Annotated in this window: 11 protein-coding genes; 8 read left to right on the forward strand and 3 right to left on the reverse strand. The window is 74.7% G+C overall.

The annotated features are described in order from the left end of the window. Positions 1 to 28 precede the first annotated feature (28 nt). Together ABZ459_RS20910 and ABZ459_RS20915 are read right to left on the reverse strand one after the other, a co-directional pair. Positions 29 to 1,714: a tetratricopeptide repeat protein gene (locus ABZ459_RS20910; RefSeq protein ID WP_357972354.1), complete on the reverse strand. Its 1,686-nt coding sequence runs from the start codon at positions 1,712 to 1,714 to the stop codon at positions 29 to 31. A gap of 55 nt (positions 1,715 to 1,769) precedes the next feature. Continuing rightward, positions 1,770 to 2,036 carry a hypothetical protein gene (locus ABZ459_RS20915; RefSeq protein ID WP_357972357.1) on the reverse strand — a complete coding sequence of 89 codons (267 nt, stop codon included), beginning with the start codon at positions 2,034 to 2,036 and terminating at the stop codon, positions 1,770 to 1,772. Here ABZ459_RS20915 and ABZ459_RS20920 point away from each other — a divergent pair. Genes ABZ459_RS20920 through ABZ459_RS20930 form a run of 3 tightly spaced genes read left to right on the forward strand, consistent with a single transcriptional unit; the run spans position 2,011 to position 9,235 of the window. After that, the gene (locus ABZ459_RS20920) at positions 2,011 to 3,339 is read left to right on the forward strand and encodes an SWIM zinc finger family protein (protein WP_357972360.1); all 1,329 of its coding nucleotides are present in this window, start codon (positions 2,011 to 2,013) and stop codon (positions 3,337 to 3,339) included. The genes ABZ459_RS20915 and ABZ459_RS20920 overlap by 26 nt on opposite strands. Continuing rightward, positions 3,336 to 6,470 carry a hypothetical protein gene (locus tag ABZ459_RS20925; protein ID WP_357972363.1) on the forward strand — a complete coding sequence of 1,045 codons (3,135 nt, stop codon included), beginning with the start codon at positions 3,336 to 3,338 and terminating at the stop codon, positions 6,468 to 6,470. Before ABZ459_RS20920 ends, ABZ459_RS20925 begins: the two co-directional genes overlap by 4 nt. Further along, entirely contained in the window at positions 6,467 to 9,235 is a 2,769-nt protein-coding gene (locus ABZ459_RS20930) for a hypothetical protein (protein WP_357972366.1), read from the forward strand. Before ABZ459_RS20925 ends, ABZ459_RS20930 begins: the two co-directional genes overlap by 4 nt. 112 nt (positions 9,236 to 9,347) lie before the next feature. On the opposite strand, the gene ABZ459_RS20935 is transcribed toward ABZ459_RS20930, so the two are convergent. Next, positions 9,348 to 9,557 (reverse strand): heavy-metal-associated domain-containing protein, encoded by a 210-nt coding sequence (locus tag ABZ459_RS20935; protein ID WP_352329364.1) that lies wholly within the window; start codon positions 9,555 to 9,557, stop codon positions 9,348 to 9,350. Between the two features lie 149 nt (positions 9,558 to 9,706). Between ABZ459_RS20935 and ABZ459_RS20940 the strand changes: the two genes are divergently transcribed. The 5 genes from ABZ459_RS20940 to ABZ459_RS20960 all read left to right on the forward strand — a co-directional run bounded on the left by ABZ459_RS20940 (position 9,707) and on the right by ABZ459_RS20960 (position 15,546). Next, positions 9,707 to 10,849 carry an FAD-dependent oxidoreductase gene (locus tag ABZ459_RS20940; protein ID WP_357972369.1) on the forward strand — a complete coding sequence of 381 codons (1,143 nt, stop codon included), beginning with the start codon at positions 9,707 to 9,709 and terminating at the stop codon, positions 10,847 to 10,849. 26 nt (positions 10,850 to 10,875) lie between these two features. Beyond that, positions 10,876 to 11,250: a BlaI/MecI/CopY family transcriptional regulator gene (locus ABZ459_RS20945; protein ID WP_357972372.1), complete on the forward strand. Its 375-nt coding sequence runs from the start codon at positions 10,876 to 10,878 to the stop codon at positions 11,248 to 11,250. Beyond that, positions 11,247 to 12,197 (forward strand): M56 family metallopeptidase, encoded by a 951-nt coding sequence (locus ABZ459_RS20950; RefSeq protein ID WP_357972375.1) that lies wholly within the window; start codon positions 11,247 to 11,249, stop codon positions 12,195 to 12,197. The genes ABZ459_RS20945 and ABZ459_RS20950 overlap by 4 nt, the downstream gene beginning before the upstream one ends. 512 nt (positions 12,198 to 12,709) lie before the next feature. Then, positions 12,710 to 13,324 (forward strand): DUF4396 domain-containing protein, encoded by a 615-nt coding sequence (locus ABZ459_RS20955; protein ID WP_357972378.1) that lies wholly within the window; start codon positions 12,710 to 12,712, stop codon positions 13,322 to 13,324. A gap of 785 nt (positions 13,325 to 14,109) precedes the next feature. Continuing rightward, positions 14,110 to 15,546 (forward strand): MFS transporter, encoded by a 1,437-nt coding sequence (locus ABZ459_RS20960; RefSeq protein WP_357972381.1) that lies wholly within the window; start codon positions 14,110 to 14,112, stop codon positions 15,544 to 15,546. Positions 15,547 to 15,564 lie beyond the last annotated feature (18 nt).

Genomic DNA, 15,564 nt, shown 5'->3' on the forward strand with positions numbered 1-15,564 from the left:
CGAGCGGCGGGGTGAGCCCCGCCGCTGGTCAGCCGGATCGGGCGCGTCGGCAGCGGGCCAGCTCGGCGCGCAGGTCGCGGCGGAGCGCCCGGTCCAGGCCGGGCTGGGCGAGCGCGTCGGCGAAGTCGCGGGCCGCCTCCTCCCAGCGGCCGAGCCGGGCCAGCGCGGTGCCCCGGTTGTAGCGCGGCTCGGGCGCGGGCGACAGGGCCACCGCCCGGTCCAGGTCGGCCACGGCGGCGCTCACCTCACCGCGTTCGAAGCGCACCGCGGCGCGATTGGTCCACGCCTCGACCAGCGTCTCGTCGCCCTCCAGCGCCTGGGTGAACAGGTCTTCGGCCGGTTCGCCGCGCTCGGAGCGGATCAGGCCGAGCGTGCACAGCAGCGCGGGGTCCTTGGGGGCCAGCGCGAGGCCGGCCAGCGCGTCCCGTTCGGCGGCGTCCAGCGCGCCGCGCTCCAGGTGGGCGTTGACCAGGGCGATCCGGGCGTCCAGGTGGCCCGGGTCGATGGCGAGCGCGTGCTCCAGGTCCTCGCGGGCCCGGTCGTCACGGCCGCGTTCCAGGTGGAGCACGGCGCGGTTGTAGTAGGCCTCGGGCAGGTGCGGCCCCAGGCTGATGGCGGTGCCGTAGTCCTTGATCGCGGGCTGGACGCGACCGGCTGCGCGGTGCAGGGCGGCCCGGTCCACGTAGTACTCGCTGTTGTCCGGATCGTGGGCGATCACGCTGTCCAGGTCGGCCAGGGCCCGCTCCGGGTCGCCGAGTGCCAGGTGCACCTGGGCGCGGTTGTGCCGCAGGCGGGCCAGGTGCTGCGGGTGCTCGCCCGGCGCGAGCACCGCGGTCAGCCTGGCCAGCCCGTCGTCGACCAGCCGCAGCGCCTGGTCGGGCGCGCCTGCCTTGGCGTCCAGCAATGCCAGGCCCTGCTCGTAGAAGACGGTGGAGATCACCTGGTGGCGCGGGTCGTCCACGTCCTGTGCCAGTTCGAGCGCCTGTTCCAGCCAGTGCCGGGCCCGAGCGGGGTCCTGGCGGGCGGCCGGGAGGTGGCGGGCGTGCAACATGGCGGTGGCGTACGCGGCGGACATGTTGATCTTCGGGTCGCCGGTGGCGGCGCGGGCCTCGTCGTAGAGATCGAGCGCCTCCTCGGCGCGCTCCAGCGCCGCCAGTGCGGTGGCCAGGCCGGTGGTGCAGGCCCACCATTGCCGCAGGTCGCCGTCCGGGGTGACGAGGGCGCGTCCGTGGGCGGCGACGCGGGCCGCGTGGTGGTAGAAGCCGCGGGCCAGGCTGTCGCCGAGGGCGGCGCGGACGGCGTCCGGGGCCGTGGGGAGCGGCGGCGGCTCGGCGGGGCCGTCGTCACGCAGGTCCAGGACCAGCGGGGTGGCGGCGGTCCGCGGGACCAGGGTGTCCAGCAGTTCGGCGGTGGTCTCGTCGGCGTTCGCGACGTGGTCGAAGGTGACGGTGACCGGGCGGCGGAGGGTGCCGGCCCAGGCGGCGGCGAACTCGGCGGCGCCGTACGCCAGGCAGGCGGTGCGGCGGGCGGGGTGGAACCTGATCGGCTCCTCCTCGGCGGCCGGCCGCGCCGTGCGGTCGAGCCAGGGGGCGATCGCGTACAGCTCGACCCGATGGCGGGCGGCCAGGCGGGGACGGTCGGCGGCGATCGTGGCGAGGAATCCGGCGACCCCGGCGTAGGGCCCGTGGCCGCGATGGCAGTCGAAGCGGTTCACGGCCGCACCGGCGACCGCAGGGGCGGGCACCCGAGAGCGCCCGCCGTCTCGGCACCTACCAGCACCACTCGATCCAGAGCCGGCGGGCACCGGACATCAGGCGCTGCGTGCTCTTGCGGCGGATGGTCATCTTCTTCATGGGCGCCTCCCGGGGAGTGATCCACTTCAAGATGCCCAGAGCATAAACCGGTGTGTCCGAAATGAGTAGACCATCCGGAATTAAAGATGATCTGGCCTCAAGATTGGCGGACGGCGACACGAAGATCTTGTCGGTGGCGCGATCTATCGTCCCGGCCATGACTTCAGCGACGCAGGCGTACACGTACGCCGCGCCCTCCTCCCTCATCGACGGTCGCCTCGGGCTCGCGACCTCCGGCGGCCGTGCCCTGTCCGGCCCCGCCGTGGCCCCCCGCTTCTTCAGCGGCGTGGTGACCCAGGCCGCCCCCGCCGCGGCGGCCCTGCTCGGCGTCGCCGACGTGGCGCTGGCCCGCTACCACCAGGCGCAGGAGCGGCCCGGCTGGGTGCGCGACCCGGTGGTGACGTGCAACGGCGACCGCCTGCGGTTCGAGTCCTTCTCGGCCTGCGGCGGCGTGTACGCCCGGCTCGACCTGCTGAACGGCGCCCTCGACGGCGAGGTGTTCGACCGGGGCACCACCAACGTCGACGTGAACGCCCCGCTGCGGGAGGCGCTGGCGCGCATCGGCGCGCGCGACCCGCTGCACCTGGGAGTGGGCCTCGACGAGCTGGTCGTGACCACGACGGACGGCGCGGTGGTGGAGAAGAAGGTGCCGCTGCCCGAGCGCTGGCTGCGCGGGTTCGCCGAGGTGCAGGTCATCGCCTCGGGCATGGACCAGCGCGGCGAGCTGGCCGGCATGGCGGCGGTGCGCTTCCTGCGCGGGCTGCCCAGGAAGGGCACGGTGTGGGTGGCGCAGGCGGGGCGCGACCTGAAGGTCTCCGACCGCCGGGTTCCCGGATCCGTCCAGCTCGCCGGCCCCAACCGGCTCGCCACCCTGCTGCCGCTGCTCCGCTTCGCCAAGGCCCTGCGGGTGTACGGCCCGTCCGACGCCGCCTCCAGCGCCTGGGAGCTGGAGCTGCCGGGCATGCGCTACACGCTCACCCTGTCGCCCGAGCGCTGGCGCGGCTTCTCCGGCGAGGGCGCGGTGCTCGACGACCTGGCCACCGACGAGGCCGAGAACGACGCCGACCTGGTCGGCATGCTGCTCAACTTCGAGCCCGAGGTCGAGATCGGCCTGCTGGCCGACCGCGCTGGCATCCCCGCCGACCGGGTCCGGGCCGCGCTGACACAGCTCGGCGTCGCCGGCCGGGTCGGCTACGACCTGGCGGAGGCCGCCCACTTCCACCGTGAGCTGCCCTACGACAAGGACAACGTGATCGTGCTCAACCCGCGGCTGGCCAAGGCGCGCAGGCTCGTCGAGGCGGGCGCCGTGCGGCTCGACGGCGAGTCGGCCACCGTCCGCACCTCGGGCGGCACGCGTCAGGTCACGCTGGCCGACGGCTCCTGCACCTGCGAGTGGTGGTGGGACCACCGCGGCTCCCGTGGCCCGTGCAAACACGTGCTGGCCGCCCGGATCGTCGCCCGCGCCGCCGTGGAGGTCTCCCGATGACCGTCTGGACGGAGATCCGCGACCTCGTCGTCCGCAAGGAGGTCGGCCGCCTGGCCGACCTCCTGGTCACGCTCACCGAGCAGGAGCGCGCCGAGCAGGCCGGGCAGCTGCCCGGCCTGCTCAAGGAGGTGCGTCGGGTCCGCACCGAGCAGGTGCGCGCCGAGCACCCCGGCGACTTCGAGGAGCTGGTCTCCTGGGAGGTCGGCGAGCTGCTCGACGGCATGGCCGGGGCGCTGCTGCTGGCCGGCGTCGGCCTCATCACCGGCCCGGCCGCGGCGGTGACGTGGATGACCGGCCGCGACGTCAACCGCCGCTGGGCGCCGGCCGTCAACGCCGGTCAGGTGTGCCGGGTGGCGGCCGCCCGTCCGCCGGAATGGCGCCGGGACGTCGCGGTCCGGCTGGCCCGGCGGGTGCGCCGTCCCGCCGACCGCATCGCGCCGCTGGCCGTGGAGCTGCTGCGCCAGTCCGGCGCGGTGCCGCCCGACCACGACCCGCTGGTGGCCGCCTGGCTGTCCCTGCCGACCGTGCCCGGTGACCCGCTGGCCCCCGTGCTGCTGCCCCGGGTCTTCGACGCCGACGGCGCCGGCCGCGTCCTGCGGGAGGAGTCGCTGCAGCCCCGGCCCTCCCGCTGGCTGGCCGCCGTCGTCCGCACGCTGCCCAGGGAGCAGGCGCTCGACGGCTGCGTGAGCCGGTTCCTGCGCGGCGGCGAGCAGCAGGACCTGCGGTTCTTCGTCCGGCTGCACACGCTGCTCGATCCCACGCCCGCGGAGTCGGCTCCCCGCCTGCGCGACTACCTGCGGTTGTTGCCGTCGGCGCCGGGCACGGTCGCCGAGCTGGCCGCCGCGCAGGTTCGCGCCGCGATGCCGCTCGACCACGCCGACCTGGTCGAGGCGGTCGACGCGCTCACCTTCCGGGCCGAGGCCAAGCTCGCCGCCACCGGCCTGCGCTGGCTCGACCAGGCGATCCGGGCCACGCCGGAGACCGCCGCCGACTTCGTCACCGCGCTGGCCACGGCGTACGCGCACACGTCCTTCGACGTGCGCAACCGCGCGGTCGAGCTGACCCTCAAACACGCCGGCCTGCTCACCGAGCACGCCGAGGCGATCCTCGACGCCGTCCGCGGCCTCCCCGCGGACCTGGGTGCGAAGCTGGCCGCGCGGTTCGGCGGGGAGATCCCGGTCGAGGAGCTGCTGGAGCCCAAGGAGTTCCCGCCGCTGCCCGAACCTGCGCAGGCGCGGCCCTTCCCCGAGCCGTCGATCTCCCCTGGCACGCACGAGCCCTGGATCGAGCAGGAGCGCTGGCTGGCGGCCTTCGTCACCGGCGTCGCCGACGACCGCGCGGAGCTGCGCAGCACGCTCGCGTTCCACGTCGAACAGGCCCACGGCCACTGGCGGCCCAGCGACGTGTGCCTCCATCCCGGCGACTGGCAGTCGGCGCTGGCCGCCGAGCTCGTCACCCCCGGCAGCGTGCCGGAGCTCCCGCCGATCCAGCCGGAGAGGTTCTGGGACCGCGCCGGCCACTCCATGGGAGTGCACGCCGTCACCCGCGGGCAGGAGCCCGAACCGGAGCCGTCGACCAGGCGGATCGTGATGGGCGGCGCCTACCGGCCCGGTCGCTTCCTCGACGACGACGCCCCGCTGCGCGCCTTCGTCATCACCTGGACCAGCGACGAGGGCCCGGCCAAGGCGGTGGCCCGCGAGGGCGACCAGGAGATCCCCTTCGCCGGAGGCCGGATCCGGCTGAACGAGCCCGATGATCTCCACCCGGTGCGGAAGAGGCCCGGCGTCCGGTACGACGACTCCGTGGAGGCCATGCCGTACCACGTCCTCGACCACGCCTACGACCAGATGCTCGAGCTGGGCGTCGACCCCGTCCGGATCGCGGCGATGCGACTGGGGGAACCGGTGCCCCCGCCGGGCCCGGACGAGCCGCTCGCGCAGGTGACCGTCGTGTTCGTCCCGCCGCGGCGGCGTTCGTACCTGCCCGGGGCGCTGTCCGAGCAGGACGAGTGGCGGCGGCGCAACCGGCTGCCCCTCCTCGGCCGAGTCGCCCCGCCCCACGACTTCCTGCTGCACCGTTACGCGGAGCTCGCCGCGGCCCTGCGCGAGGGCGCCCTCCCGCCGGTGCTGCTGGCCACGCCGACCTGGACGAGCGGCCACCTCGACCCCGACGTGCTGGTCGGCCGGCTGGAGACGTGCGCCGCCGCCGGGGTGGAGCCGCTCCCGGCCGACCTGGCGCAGGCGTTGCTGCGGCTGCCGCGGGGCCGCCATCCGGCGGCGGCCGAGCGGGCCGCCAAGGTCGAGTCGGAGGCGGCGCGGTCGGCCGCCCGCTGGCTCGCCGGTGACGGCATGGCCGACCCCGAGTGCGGCCACGTGTGGCGTCACATGGTCAACGCGTCCATGGTCGAGTTCGGCGACGGTGAGCCGGAACACTTCACCGAGGTCAGGCTGCGGCCCGTGCTGCGGGTGACGGCCCCGACCGGTCATCGGCTGATCGACGAGGTGCTGCTGCGCGAACCGCCCGACTGGATGGGCAGCGAGTCCGGCCACACGCTGTGGGCGTGGCCCGCCGTCCTGCCCTCCCACCGCGAGGTCGTGGCCGTCAACTTCCTGCCCTACCTGCTGCGCGGCCACTGGGGCACCTGGCGCGCCCCGGCGGAGATCACCGGCCTGGAGATCGCCCAGGGGCCGATGGGCGAGTCCACCGCGGTGATCCTCGCCTTCCTCCTGGCCGGCGAGGTGCCCGAGATGATCCCGCTGGTCCTGCGCATGGCCGCCAGGGGCGAGCTGCCCGCCGAGGCGATCGGCCGCCAGCTCTCGCTGGTGCTGCGCCGCACCTGGCAGGAGACCACCCCTGCCATCGCGGCCCTGACCCGGCTGGCCGAGGCCGGTGGCCACCACGAGGTGTGGCGCGTCATGCGGGCCCTGCTGCCCGTGATGTTGCCCGGCGAGGGGCGGCGCGTCACCGTGAGCCACACCCGGCTCGTCGCCTTCGCCACCGACGTGGCGCTCTGGACCGGCGCGCGCGGGGAGATCCCGGTCGTCGCCGAGTTCGCGCGCAGCCGCCGGACGACCCGCTTCGCCCACGCGTGCCGGCGCCTCCACGCCCAGCTCACCGGAGCCACCTCATGACCGCCGACGACGTCCGCGCCGAGGTCAGGCGCCTCGTGCTCGCCCATGACACCGAGCGGCTGGCCTCGCGGTTGCCGAACCTCACCGGCGACGAGCGGGCCGCCGTCGCCGCCGAGCTGCCGGGCCTGCTCGCCGAGCTGCGCCCGCGGCTGCTCACCGCCCGCTGGGGCGCCTTCGACCAGCTCACCGGTCCCGCCGAGGCGCTGATGATGGTGGGCGCGGCGACCGTTCCCGGCCCGGCCGGCGCGGCCACGTGGCTGATGAAGCGCGACCTCGATCCGGGAACGTCCGGCGCGCCGAGCCCGCACCGGCTGGTCAGAGCGGTCTCCGGCCGCCCGGCGGCCTGGCGGGCCGATCTGGCGGTCCGGCTCGCGCGCCGCGTCCGCCGTCCCGACGACCGGGCCGCGCCGTTGGCCCTGGCGCTGCTGCGCGACGGCGCGGTCACCCCGCCCGACCACGAGCCGCTGGTGGCGGCCTGGTTGTCGGCGGCGGCCGTGGCCGACGACCCGCTGACGCCCCACCTGCTTCCGCGGATCTTCGAGGCGGCCGGCGCGGGCCGGGCGCTGGCCGACGAGAGGCTCACCCCAGAGCCGTCCCACTGGCTGGCCCTGACCGGCCGCGCGCTGCCGCGCGAGCAGGCCATCGCGGGCTGCGTGCGCCGTTTCCTGCTCGGCGGCGACACGCGTGACCTGCGCTTCTTCGTCCGGCTGCACACGCTCGTGGCGCCCACGCCGGCGGAGACGGCCGGGCGGGTGCGCGACTACCTGCGGCTGCTGGCCACCGCGCCGGGCCCGGTGGCCGAGCTGGCCTGGCGGCAGGTGCGCGGGGCCCGGCTCGACCCGGCGGACGTCGCCGAGGCCGTCGAGTCGATGACCTTCCGCCCGGAGGCCAAGCTCGCGGTGAAGGGCCTGACCTGGCTCGACCGCGACCTCGGCCCCCACCCGGAACGGGTGAACGACCACGTCACGGCGCTGACCAACGCGTACGCGCACGCCTCCCACGAGGTGCGCGACCGCGCGGTCGCCCTCACCCTCAAGTACGCCGGCCACCTCACCGACACCGCCGCGCTCCTGGAGGGGGCCGAGCTGCTGCCCCCGTCCGCGGCCCGGAGGCTCCACGAACGCTTCGGCGCGGGCCGGACCGGCGACTTCACCCCTGGCCGACTGCCCGATGTCACCGTCCCCGGCCCGTTCCCCGTCCGCGGCCCGGAGGCCGGGCCGCCGGCGGAGACCGGCTGGATCGCCGTCGAGGCGTGGCTGGCGGCGGTCGTGCGGGAGGCCCACGCGAACCCCGGCCCGCTGCGGGAGACGCTGGCCCGGCGGTTCGGCGAGGAGCTGCGGCCGGTGCTCTACGACATGCCGGTGTGGGAGTCGCCGCGCGACTGGTGCACCGCGCTGGCCAGGGAGCTCGTCAACCCGGGCGAGGATCCCGGGCCGCCCGGCTCGCGTCCGCCGCGGCGGTGGCCGCCGTACCGGAGCGGGCCCGGCTCGCCCGACGACTTCGGGCAGGCCCTGTACGACGGCATGGTGAACCTCGCGGCCACGGCCTTCCGGCTGCTCCCCGGCCTGCGCACGATGCTCCCGCTGCACGACCTGCCCGACGACGTGCAGGAGGAGCTGCTGCGGACGGACGACGTCGAGACCGATCCCTACGACCCCGCCGCCCGACCGGCGCCCGCCGACTGGAACCGCCTCCCCCACCGGGAGGGATGCGTCGGCCCCCACGCCTTCCTGCTGTCCCGCCTCGACGAGCTGCTGCGCGCCGCGAAGGCCGGAGCCCTGCCCCCGGTCCTGCTGGCCACACCCACCCGCGCCGACGGCCACCTCGACCCCGAGACCCTGCTCAGCCGCCTGGCCGGGTGCGCGCGCTCCGGCCGCGAACCGCTGCCGTTCGACCTGGCACAGGCCCTGCTGCGCCTGCCGCCCGATCCCGCCCCCGACCTGGCCGAACGGGCGAAGGGCATCGGCTCGGCGGCCGCCGCCACGGTGGCCCGCCGGCTCGGCCGCGGCGCGCCTTCTCCCCCGCGGGTCGAGGTGACCTGGACCACCGATCCGGGCTCGGTGCCCCACGACCATGTCCTCGACCGGCGCGGGATCACCGGCGTGAGCTGGCCGCCTGCCGAGCCCACCGGCCTCGCCCACGTCGACGCCCTGCTGGCCGCGCCCTCCGGGAGGCGTGACTTCCGGCGCGGGGCACGTGACTTCTGGCCGGGGATGACGCCCCACCACCGGGAGCTCGCGGCGGCCCACCTGGCGCTCGGCCTGCTCGACCACGCGGTTCCGCCCGGCATCGACGACCTGCGCGGCCTGGCGCTGGCCGAAGGCGGGTCCGGCCCGGCCACGGCCCTGGTCCTGGCCTACCTGCTCACCGTGAAGGGCGACGACGCGGTGCCCCCGCTGCTCGAACTGGCGGCCAGGGGCGCGCTCCCCGCCGCCGAGACGGGCCGCCTGCTGGGCATGCTGAGCCGCCGCAGCGGCTCGGGGGCCGGCCTCGCCCTGCCGTCACTGGAGCTGGCCGCCCGACAGGGCGCGCACGCCGAGGTGTGGACGATCCTGCGCCACTTCCTGGCCGTCCTCCTCCCGCGCGAGGGCGAGCGGGCCCGGGGTGCGCACACCGACGCCGTCGTGCTGGCCACGGAGGTCGCCATGTGGGCCGGCGCGCGCGGCGGGATCCCGGAGGTGGCCGCCCACGCGGGCAGACGCGGCTCGACCTCGCTAACCCGGGCCTGCCGGGGCCTCCACCAGGTGCTGACCCGCGAGCCCTGAACCGGCCCGGCGCCGATCCCGCCGACCAAGCCGAACCGCCGGCGGGATCAGCCCCGGACATGCCGAAGCGGCGCCGGGGTCGGCCCGGCGCCGCTTCGGTGGTCTCGCGTGCTCAGCCGGCCACCAGCTCGTAGCCCGCCTCTTCGACGACGTCCCTGATCTTCGCGTCGTCGAGGGCGTCGGTCGAGGTGACGGTCACCTGCCCCGTGGCCAGCTCGACGTCGACCGAGGAGACCCCGGCGACCTTGCCGATCTCGGTCTTGACGGTGCCCGCGCAGCCGCCGCAGGTCATTCCGGACACCGTGTAGGTCTTCGTGCTCATCGCCTCGCTCCTCTCATAATACCCCGGCCGGGTATGTCGAAGAGAACGTACGCCCGATCTTCCGGAAAGGCAAGCCATACGGCGGTGGGGTATATGAGACGCGCGTCACATTGCCTCACCTATACCCCCACCCGGTATGGTTGCCCCGCATGAGAACCCTTGACAAGATCGTTGTGGTCGGCGCCTCGCTGGCGGGGCTGCGGGCCGTCCAGACCCTGCGCCGGGAGGGCTTCGACGGCGTGCTCACGCTGGTCGGCGCGGAGGCGCACGTGCCGTACAACCGGCCGCCGCTGTCCAAGAGTGTCCTGCGCGGCGACGAGGACGTCACGCTCCCCGGCGCGGAGGAGCTCGGTGACGACTGGCTGCGCGGCAGGCAGGCCGTCCGCCTGGACGCCACGAGCCGCACGGTCGTCCTCGACGACGGCGCCGAGCTCGGCTACGACGGCCTGGTCGTCGCGAGCGGCGCCCGTCCCAGGCGGCTCGACGGCGTGCACACCCTGCGCACCCTCGAGGACGCCCTGGCCCTGCGCGCCGAACTGGAGTCCGGCCACGAGCACGTGCTGGTCATCGGCGGCGGGTTCATCGGGGGCGAGGTGGCGACCACGGCCAGGCAGCTCGGCCGCAAGGTCACCCTGGTCGACTCCGGCCCGCACCCCATGCACGCGGGCCTCGGCGCCGAGGCGGCGCGCTGGCTGGCCGGGCACCACGAGCGCAACGGCGTCGAACTCGTCACCGGCGTCCGTGTCACCGAGGTGACCGGCGGTCAGGTGCGGCTCGGCGACGGCCGCGTCCTCTCCGCCGACCTGGTCGTCGGCGGCATGGGCGTGACGCCCAACACCGAATGGCTGGCGGGCAGCGGCCTGGCCGTGGACGACGGCGTGCTGTGCGAGCCGACGCTGTACGCCGCCGGCTCGGTGAACGTCGTCGCGGCGGGCGACGTGGCCCGCTGGCCGCACCGTCTGTACGGCGACGCCCTGATCCGCGTCGAGCACTGGTCCAACGCCAACGAGCAGGGCGCGGTGGCCGCCCGCAACCTGCTGGCCGGGCCCGACGAGGCGCAGCCGTTCGCGGACGTGCCCAACTTCGCCACCCACGTGCACGGCGCCCGCATCCAGACGGCCGGGCTGCCCCATCTGGCCGACGAGGCGCGCGTCGTCGCCGGCGACCCGGAGGAGGACCGCTTCGCCGTGGCCTTCGCCCGTGAGGGCGTGCTGGTGGGCGCGGTCGCCGTCAACGCGCCGAAGGACCTGATCAGGCTCAAGCGGTCCATCGCCGCGGGCGAGGCGCTCTGACTACGACCGCGGGTAGCATGACCGGCATGATGCGTGGCCTTGGCGAGCTCGAATCCACGATCATGGACTGGATGTGGGCCAGGCGGCGTCCCGCCTCCGTCCGCGACGTCTTCGAAGACCTCAAGCAGCGGCGGACCATCGCCTACACCACGGTGATGACCGTGATGGACAAGCTGCACACCAAGGGCATGCTCCGGCGCGAGGCCGTCGGCCGCGCCTACGTCTACGAACCGGTCGCCTCCAAGGAGGCCTACACCGCCGACCTGATGCGCCGCGCGCTCGCGGGCAGCGGCAACCAGGCCGCCACCCTCGTGCACTTCCTCGAACGGCTCACCCCCGAGGAGGCCGCGGCGCTGGAGGCGGCCCTGCAGGTCTACCCGCACCGGGGCCGGCCCGCATGATCGCCGCCGTCGTCCTGGCCTGTTACACGGTGGTGGCGGCCCTCTGGCTGCCCGTGCTGGGGCAGCGGGCCGCGAAATGGTCCGACCGGGCGCCGCGGCTGGCGATCGCGCTGTGGCAGGCGGGGGCGGCGTCCGTGGTCGCCTCGGCCGTGCTGGCCGCGCTGGCCTTCGCCGTGCCGGCCGAGATCGTGGGCCACGGGCTGGCGGGGTTGTTCGAGGCGTGCGCCGACATGCTGGGCGACGGCTCGAGCGTGTCCCGGGTGGGGTTCGCGGCCATGCTGGCGGCCGGCGCGGTCCTGGCCAGGGTGCTCTGGTGCGGCGGGACGGTGCTGGTGAAAGCCGCCGTGGAGCGTCGCCGGCACGCCGCCATGTTGCGGCTGCTCGGGCGGCGCGACGCCGAGCTGGGCGTGGTGGTGATCGACTACGACGAGCGGCTGGCGTACTGCGTGCCGGGCCGGCGCGCGCAGACGGTCATCACCACGAGCGCGCTGCGGGCGCTGACCCCGGAGCAGATCGCCGCCGTGCTGGAGCACGAGCGGGCGCACCTGCGCGGCCGTCATCATCTGGTGCTGGCCGGGGCCGAGGCCCTGGTGCGGGCCTTCCCCAGGGTGCCGCTGTTCGAGCGGGCCAGGACCGAGATCGCCCGGCTGGTCGAGCTGCTCGCCGACGACGTCGCGGCCCGCCGCCACCCGCGCGCCCAGATCGCCGCGGCGCTGGTGAGCCTGGCCACCGGGCGCGCGCCCGCGTTCACGCTCGGGGCGGGCGGGGAGACGGCGCTCAGCCGCGTACGCCGGCTGCTCGGCCCCGAGGAACCGCTCGGCCGCCGCGAACGGCTGACCGGGCTGCTGGCGGTCAGCGCGCTGCTCGGCGGGCCCGCGGCGGTGGCGCTGGCGCCGGGGGTCGGCTCGTTCCTGGCCCACCACTGCCACTCACTGCTGTCCCTCTGACCTACTACTTTCCTTAGTAGCGGTCGGCGCCAGGCGACGCCCCAGCGCGTCCGGCATCGTCGCTGCGACGGCCCCCGGCCCGGCCGACCGCGTCGAGCAGCGTGACGAAGGCCTGGACGAACAGCGACATGGCCTGCGCCACGGGTATGGACGGAGTTTCCGCGCACGCAGCGCGCAGGGCCGGGCCGGATCTCCATGGAGCCACAGGGCACGGTCCAGCGCAGCCACCACGCCACCGTGCCCTCGCCTGTTCATGCCCGCCCGAACGGGGGCGGGCCGTTCCCGAGACGGATCCGCGCAGGCCGTGAGGATCGGACGGCGTCGGGGCCATGCCCTCGCCCCGCACACCGACGAGGATAGCTACTATGCAGGATAGTAGAATGGTCCGTCCACGCGAAGCCGATCCCCGACCTCTCCCTTCGTCCACATGCCGCCCACAGGAGGCTCACCTGCCTCTTTACCGGCATACCCCATACCCCTAAAATCGGTCACCCCACCTAAGGAGTATCACCATGGACCATAGTGGACATCACCCTCCCTCCTCCTCCTCCGAGCAACATCACGCCGCTCCGCCCGCCGCCACGTGGGCCATGGCCGCCCAGGCGACCCTGCACTGCCTGACCGGGTGCGCGATCGGCGAAGTGCTCGGCATGGTGATCGGCACCGCGGTCGGCCTGTCCAACCTCGCCACCGTGATCCTCTCGGTGGCGCTGGCCTTCGTGTTCGGTTACGCGCTGACCATGCGCGGCGTCCTGCGCGCCGGGCTGGACTTCAAGGCGGCGCTGAAGGTGGCGCTGGCCGCCGACACCATCTCGATCGCGGTGATGGAGGTGCTGGACAACACCGTGATGGTGACCGTGCCGGGCGCCATGGACGCCGGGCTGGCCAACTGGCTGTTCTGGGTGGCGCTGGCCGGGTCGCTGCTGGTGGCGTTCCTGCTGACGACGCCGGTGAACAAGTGGCTGATCTCCCGCGGCAAGGGCCACGCCGTGATCCATCAGTACCACCAGGGCCACGGCGACCACGGCGGCCACGGCGGCCACGGCGGCCACGGCGGCCACGGCGGCCACGGCGGCCATCAAGGTCATGAGGACCACCAAGGTCACCAGGGCCACCACGGCCACTGACCGGCCGTCGCCCCAGGCACGACATGAGCCGACCCGCCGCCGTCCGCGATCACCCAGGGATCCCGGACGAGAGGCGGGCCCGCTCGCGGACACCCGTCCCGCCGCCATGAGCGGGCCTCTCCCGCCACCGCAAGGGCCGCCTCTCGACGCCGAGCCCGCAGAACACAACGCCCCCGGCTCGCGGCCATGAGCCGGATTTCCTGGCGCCACCACGGGCGGTCCCCGTCCCCGACCAGGAGAGCGCGACATCCCGCCCCTCGCGACACGCAGCCCACACACCCGGCTTCCCGGCACTCAAAGCCCCCAGCCCCCCTGGACGCTTCTCCGCATACCCCTCGCCCGCACACCCCGCCCCCTGACCCGTCCCACATACCCCCACCCCGCATACTGCGCGACGTGCCCCGCACACCCCCCGCACGCAGCCGACCGGTGACGTGTCCCACATACCCCCGCCCCTCATGCCGCGCGACTAATCCCGCGCAACCCCGCCCCGACACGCCCCCCGTCGCGGCTCCGTGACGCGTCACCCCGCCCTCCGACGCGTCGCCATAGAGCCCCGGAGCTGCGGGTATGCGGCAGTCGCCCGGCCGCCGGGACGAATCGGCAGCGCACGTGGACCGGCCGTTCCGCGGTGTCGCTGATGCGATCTTCGGCGCGCGGACTTGACAGATACCCCCCCGGTGTATGTATGTTCATCGCCAGATACCCCCTACCGGTATTTCCGAGGAACCCAAAGACCCGCCCGCATCCCCCACCGGGGTACGGCGTAGTGCTGGAGAATGCTCATGTCCGCACCATCCCCCCGGCGATGGACCGCCCTGGCCCTGATCGCCACGGCCCAGTTCATCGTCATCATGGACACGTCGATCATCGGCGTGGCCCTCCCCCGCATCCAGGAAGACCTCGGCTTCTCGCAGGAGAACCTGTCGTGGGTCTTCAACGCCTACGTCGTCGCCTTCGGCGGGCTCCTGCTGCTCGGCGGCCGGCTCTCGGACCTGTTCGGTGCACGCAAGCTGTTCAGCGCCGGCTGGCTCATCCTGCTCGCCGGCTCGCTCGTCGCCGGCATCGCCCCCGAGGTGTGGGTCGAGCTCACCGGACGTGCCGTCCAGGGCGTCGGCGCGGCCCTGATCGCCCCGTCCGCGCTGACCCTGCTGATGATGCTGTTCGGCCACGACCCCAAGGAGCTCACCAAGGCCCTCGCCCTGTACGGCGCGGCCGCCCCGGCGGGCGGCACCGCGGGCGTGTTCCTCGGCGGCGTCATCACCGAGTACCTGAGCTGGCCCTGGGTCTTCTACATCAACATCCCGATCGCGCTCGTCGCACTCTTCGCCACCCGCCCGCTGATGCCCGCCGGCCAGTCCCAGCGCGGCTCCATCGACATCCTCGGCGCGCTGACCGTCACCGCCGGTCTGGGCGCGGCCGTCTACGCCATCGTCCGGGCACCCGAGGTCGGCTGGGGCTCCGCCCAGACCTGGGGCGTGCTGGCCGCCGCGATCGCGCTGCTCATCGCCTTCCTCGCGATCCAGGCCCGCCGCCGCGAGCCGCTGATGAGGCTGTCGATCTTCCGTACGCCGAACCTCGCCGCCGCCAACCTGACCCAGCTCCTGCTCGGCGGGGCCTGGATCCCGATGTGGTTCTTCCTGAACCTGTACCTGCAGCAGGTCCTCGGCTACAGCGCCTTCCCCAGCGGCGCGGCCCTGGTGCCGATGACCGTCCTCATCATGCTCGGCATGATCGTCCTGGCGCCGCGCGCCATCAACCGGTTCGGCCCCAAGGCCGTCACGGTGGCGGGCCTCGTCCTGCTCGCCGTCGGGATGGGCTGGCTGTCGCTGATCAGCCCCGAGGGCAGCTTCGCGGTCGACGTCCTGCCCGCCAGCCTGGTGGCCGCGCTCGGCATGTCGCTGGCCTTCATCCCCTCGCTCGGCACCGCCATCTCCTCCGCCCGTCCCGAGGAGGGCGGCCTGGCCTCCGGCATCGTCAACACCAGCTACCAGGTCGGCTCGGCACTCGGACTGGCCGCCATGACGGCCGTCGCCGCCGCCAATGGCGCCGCCCAGCTCGGGAACCTGCCCGCGCTGACCGACGGCTTCTCCTCGGCCTTCGTGGGAGCCGCCGGGATCGCGGTCGCCGGCGCCCTGATCGCCGCGCTGACGCTCCGCTCGCGGGGCGCCGCACCCGCCGAGGCCGCCGACACCGCCGAGACCGCCGCCACCCGCGGCTGACCTCGACGCTCACAGCTC

The organism is Nonomuraea sp. NPDC005692, assembly GCF_040631115.1.
Taxonomy (GTDB): Bacteria; Actinomycetota; Actinomycetes; order Streptosporangiales; family Streptosporangiaceae; genus Nonomuraea.

Bases quoted from the DNA above. Each gene is read 5' to 3' on its own strand.
- ABZ459_RS20920 (WP_357972360.1), top strand. From the start codon at position 2,011: ATGACTTCAGCGACGCAGGCGTACACGTACGCCGCGCCCTCCTCCCTC.
- ABZ459_RS20925 (WP_357972363.1), top strand. From the start codon at position 3,336: ATGACCGTCTGGACGGAGATCCGCGACCTCGTCGTCCGCAAGGAGGTC.
- ABZ459_RS20930 (WP_357972366.1), top strand. From the start codon at position 6,467: ATGACCGCCGACGACGTCCGCGCCGAGGTCAGGCGCCTCGTGCTCGCC.
- ABZ459_RS20935 (WP_352329364.1), bottom strand. From the start codon at position 9,557: ATGAGCACGAAGACCTACACGGTGTCCGGAATGACCTGCGGCGGCTGC.
- ABZ459_RS20940 (WP_357972369.1), top strand. From the start codon at position 9,707: ATGAGAACCCTTGACAAGATCGTTGTGGTCGGCGCCTCGCTGGCGGGG.
- ABZ459_RS20945 (WP_357972372.1), top strand. From the start codon at position 10,876: ATGATGCGTGGCCTTGGCGAGCTCGAATCCACGATCATGGACTGGATG.
- ABZ459_RS20950 (WP_357972375.1), top strand. From the start codon at position 11,247: ATGATCGCCGCCGTCGTCCTGGCCTGTTACACGGTGGTGGCGGCCCTC.
- ABZ459_RS20955 (WP_357972378.1), top strand. From the start codon at position 12,710: ATGGACCATAGTGGACATCACCCTCCCTCCTCCTCCTCCGAGCAACAT.
- ABZ459_RS20960 (WP_357972381.1), top strand. From the start codon at position 14,110: ATGTCCGCACCATCCCCCCGGCGATGGACCGCCCTGGCCCTGATCGCC.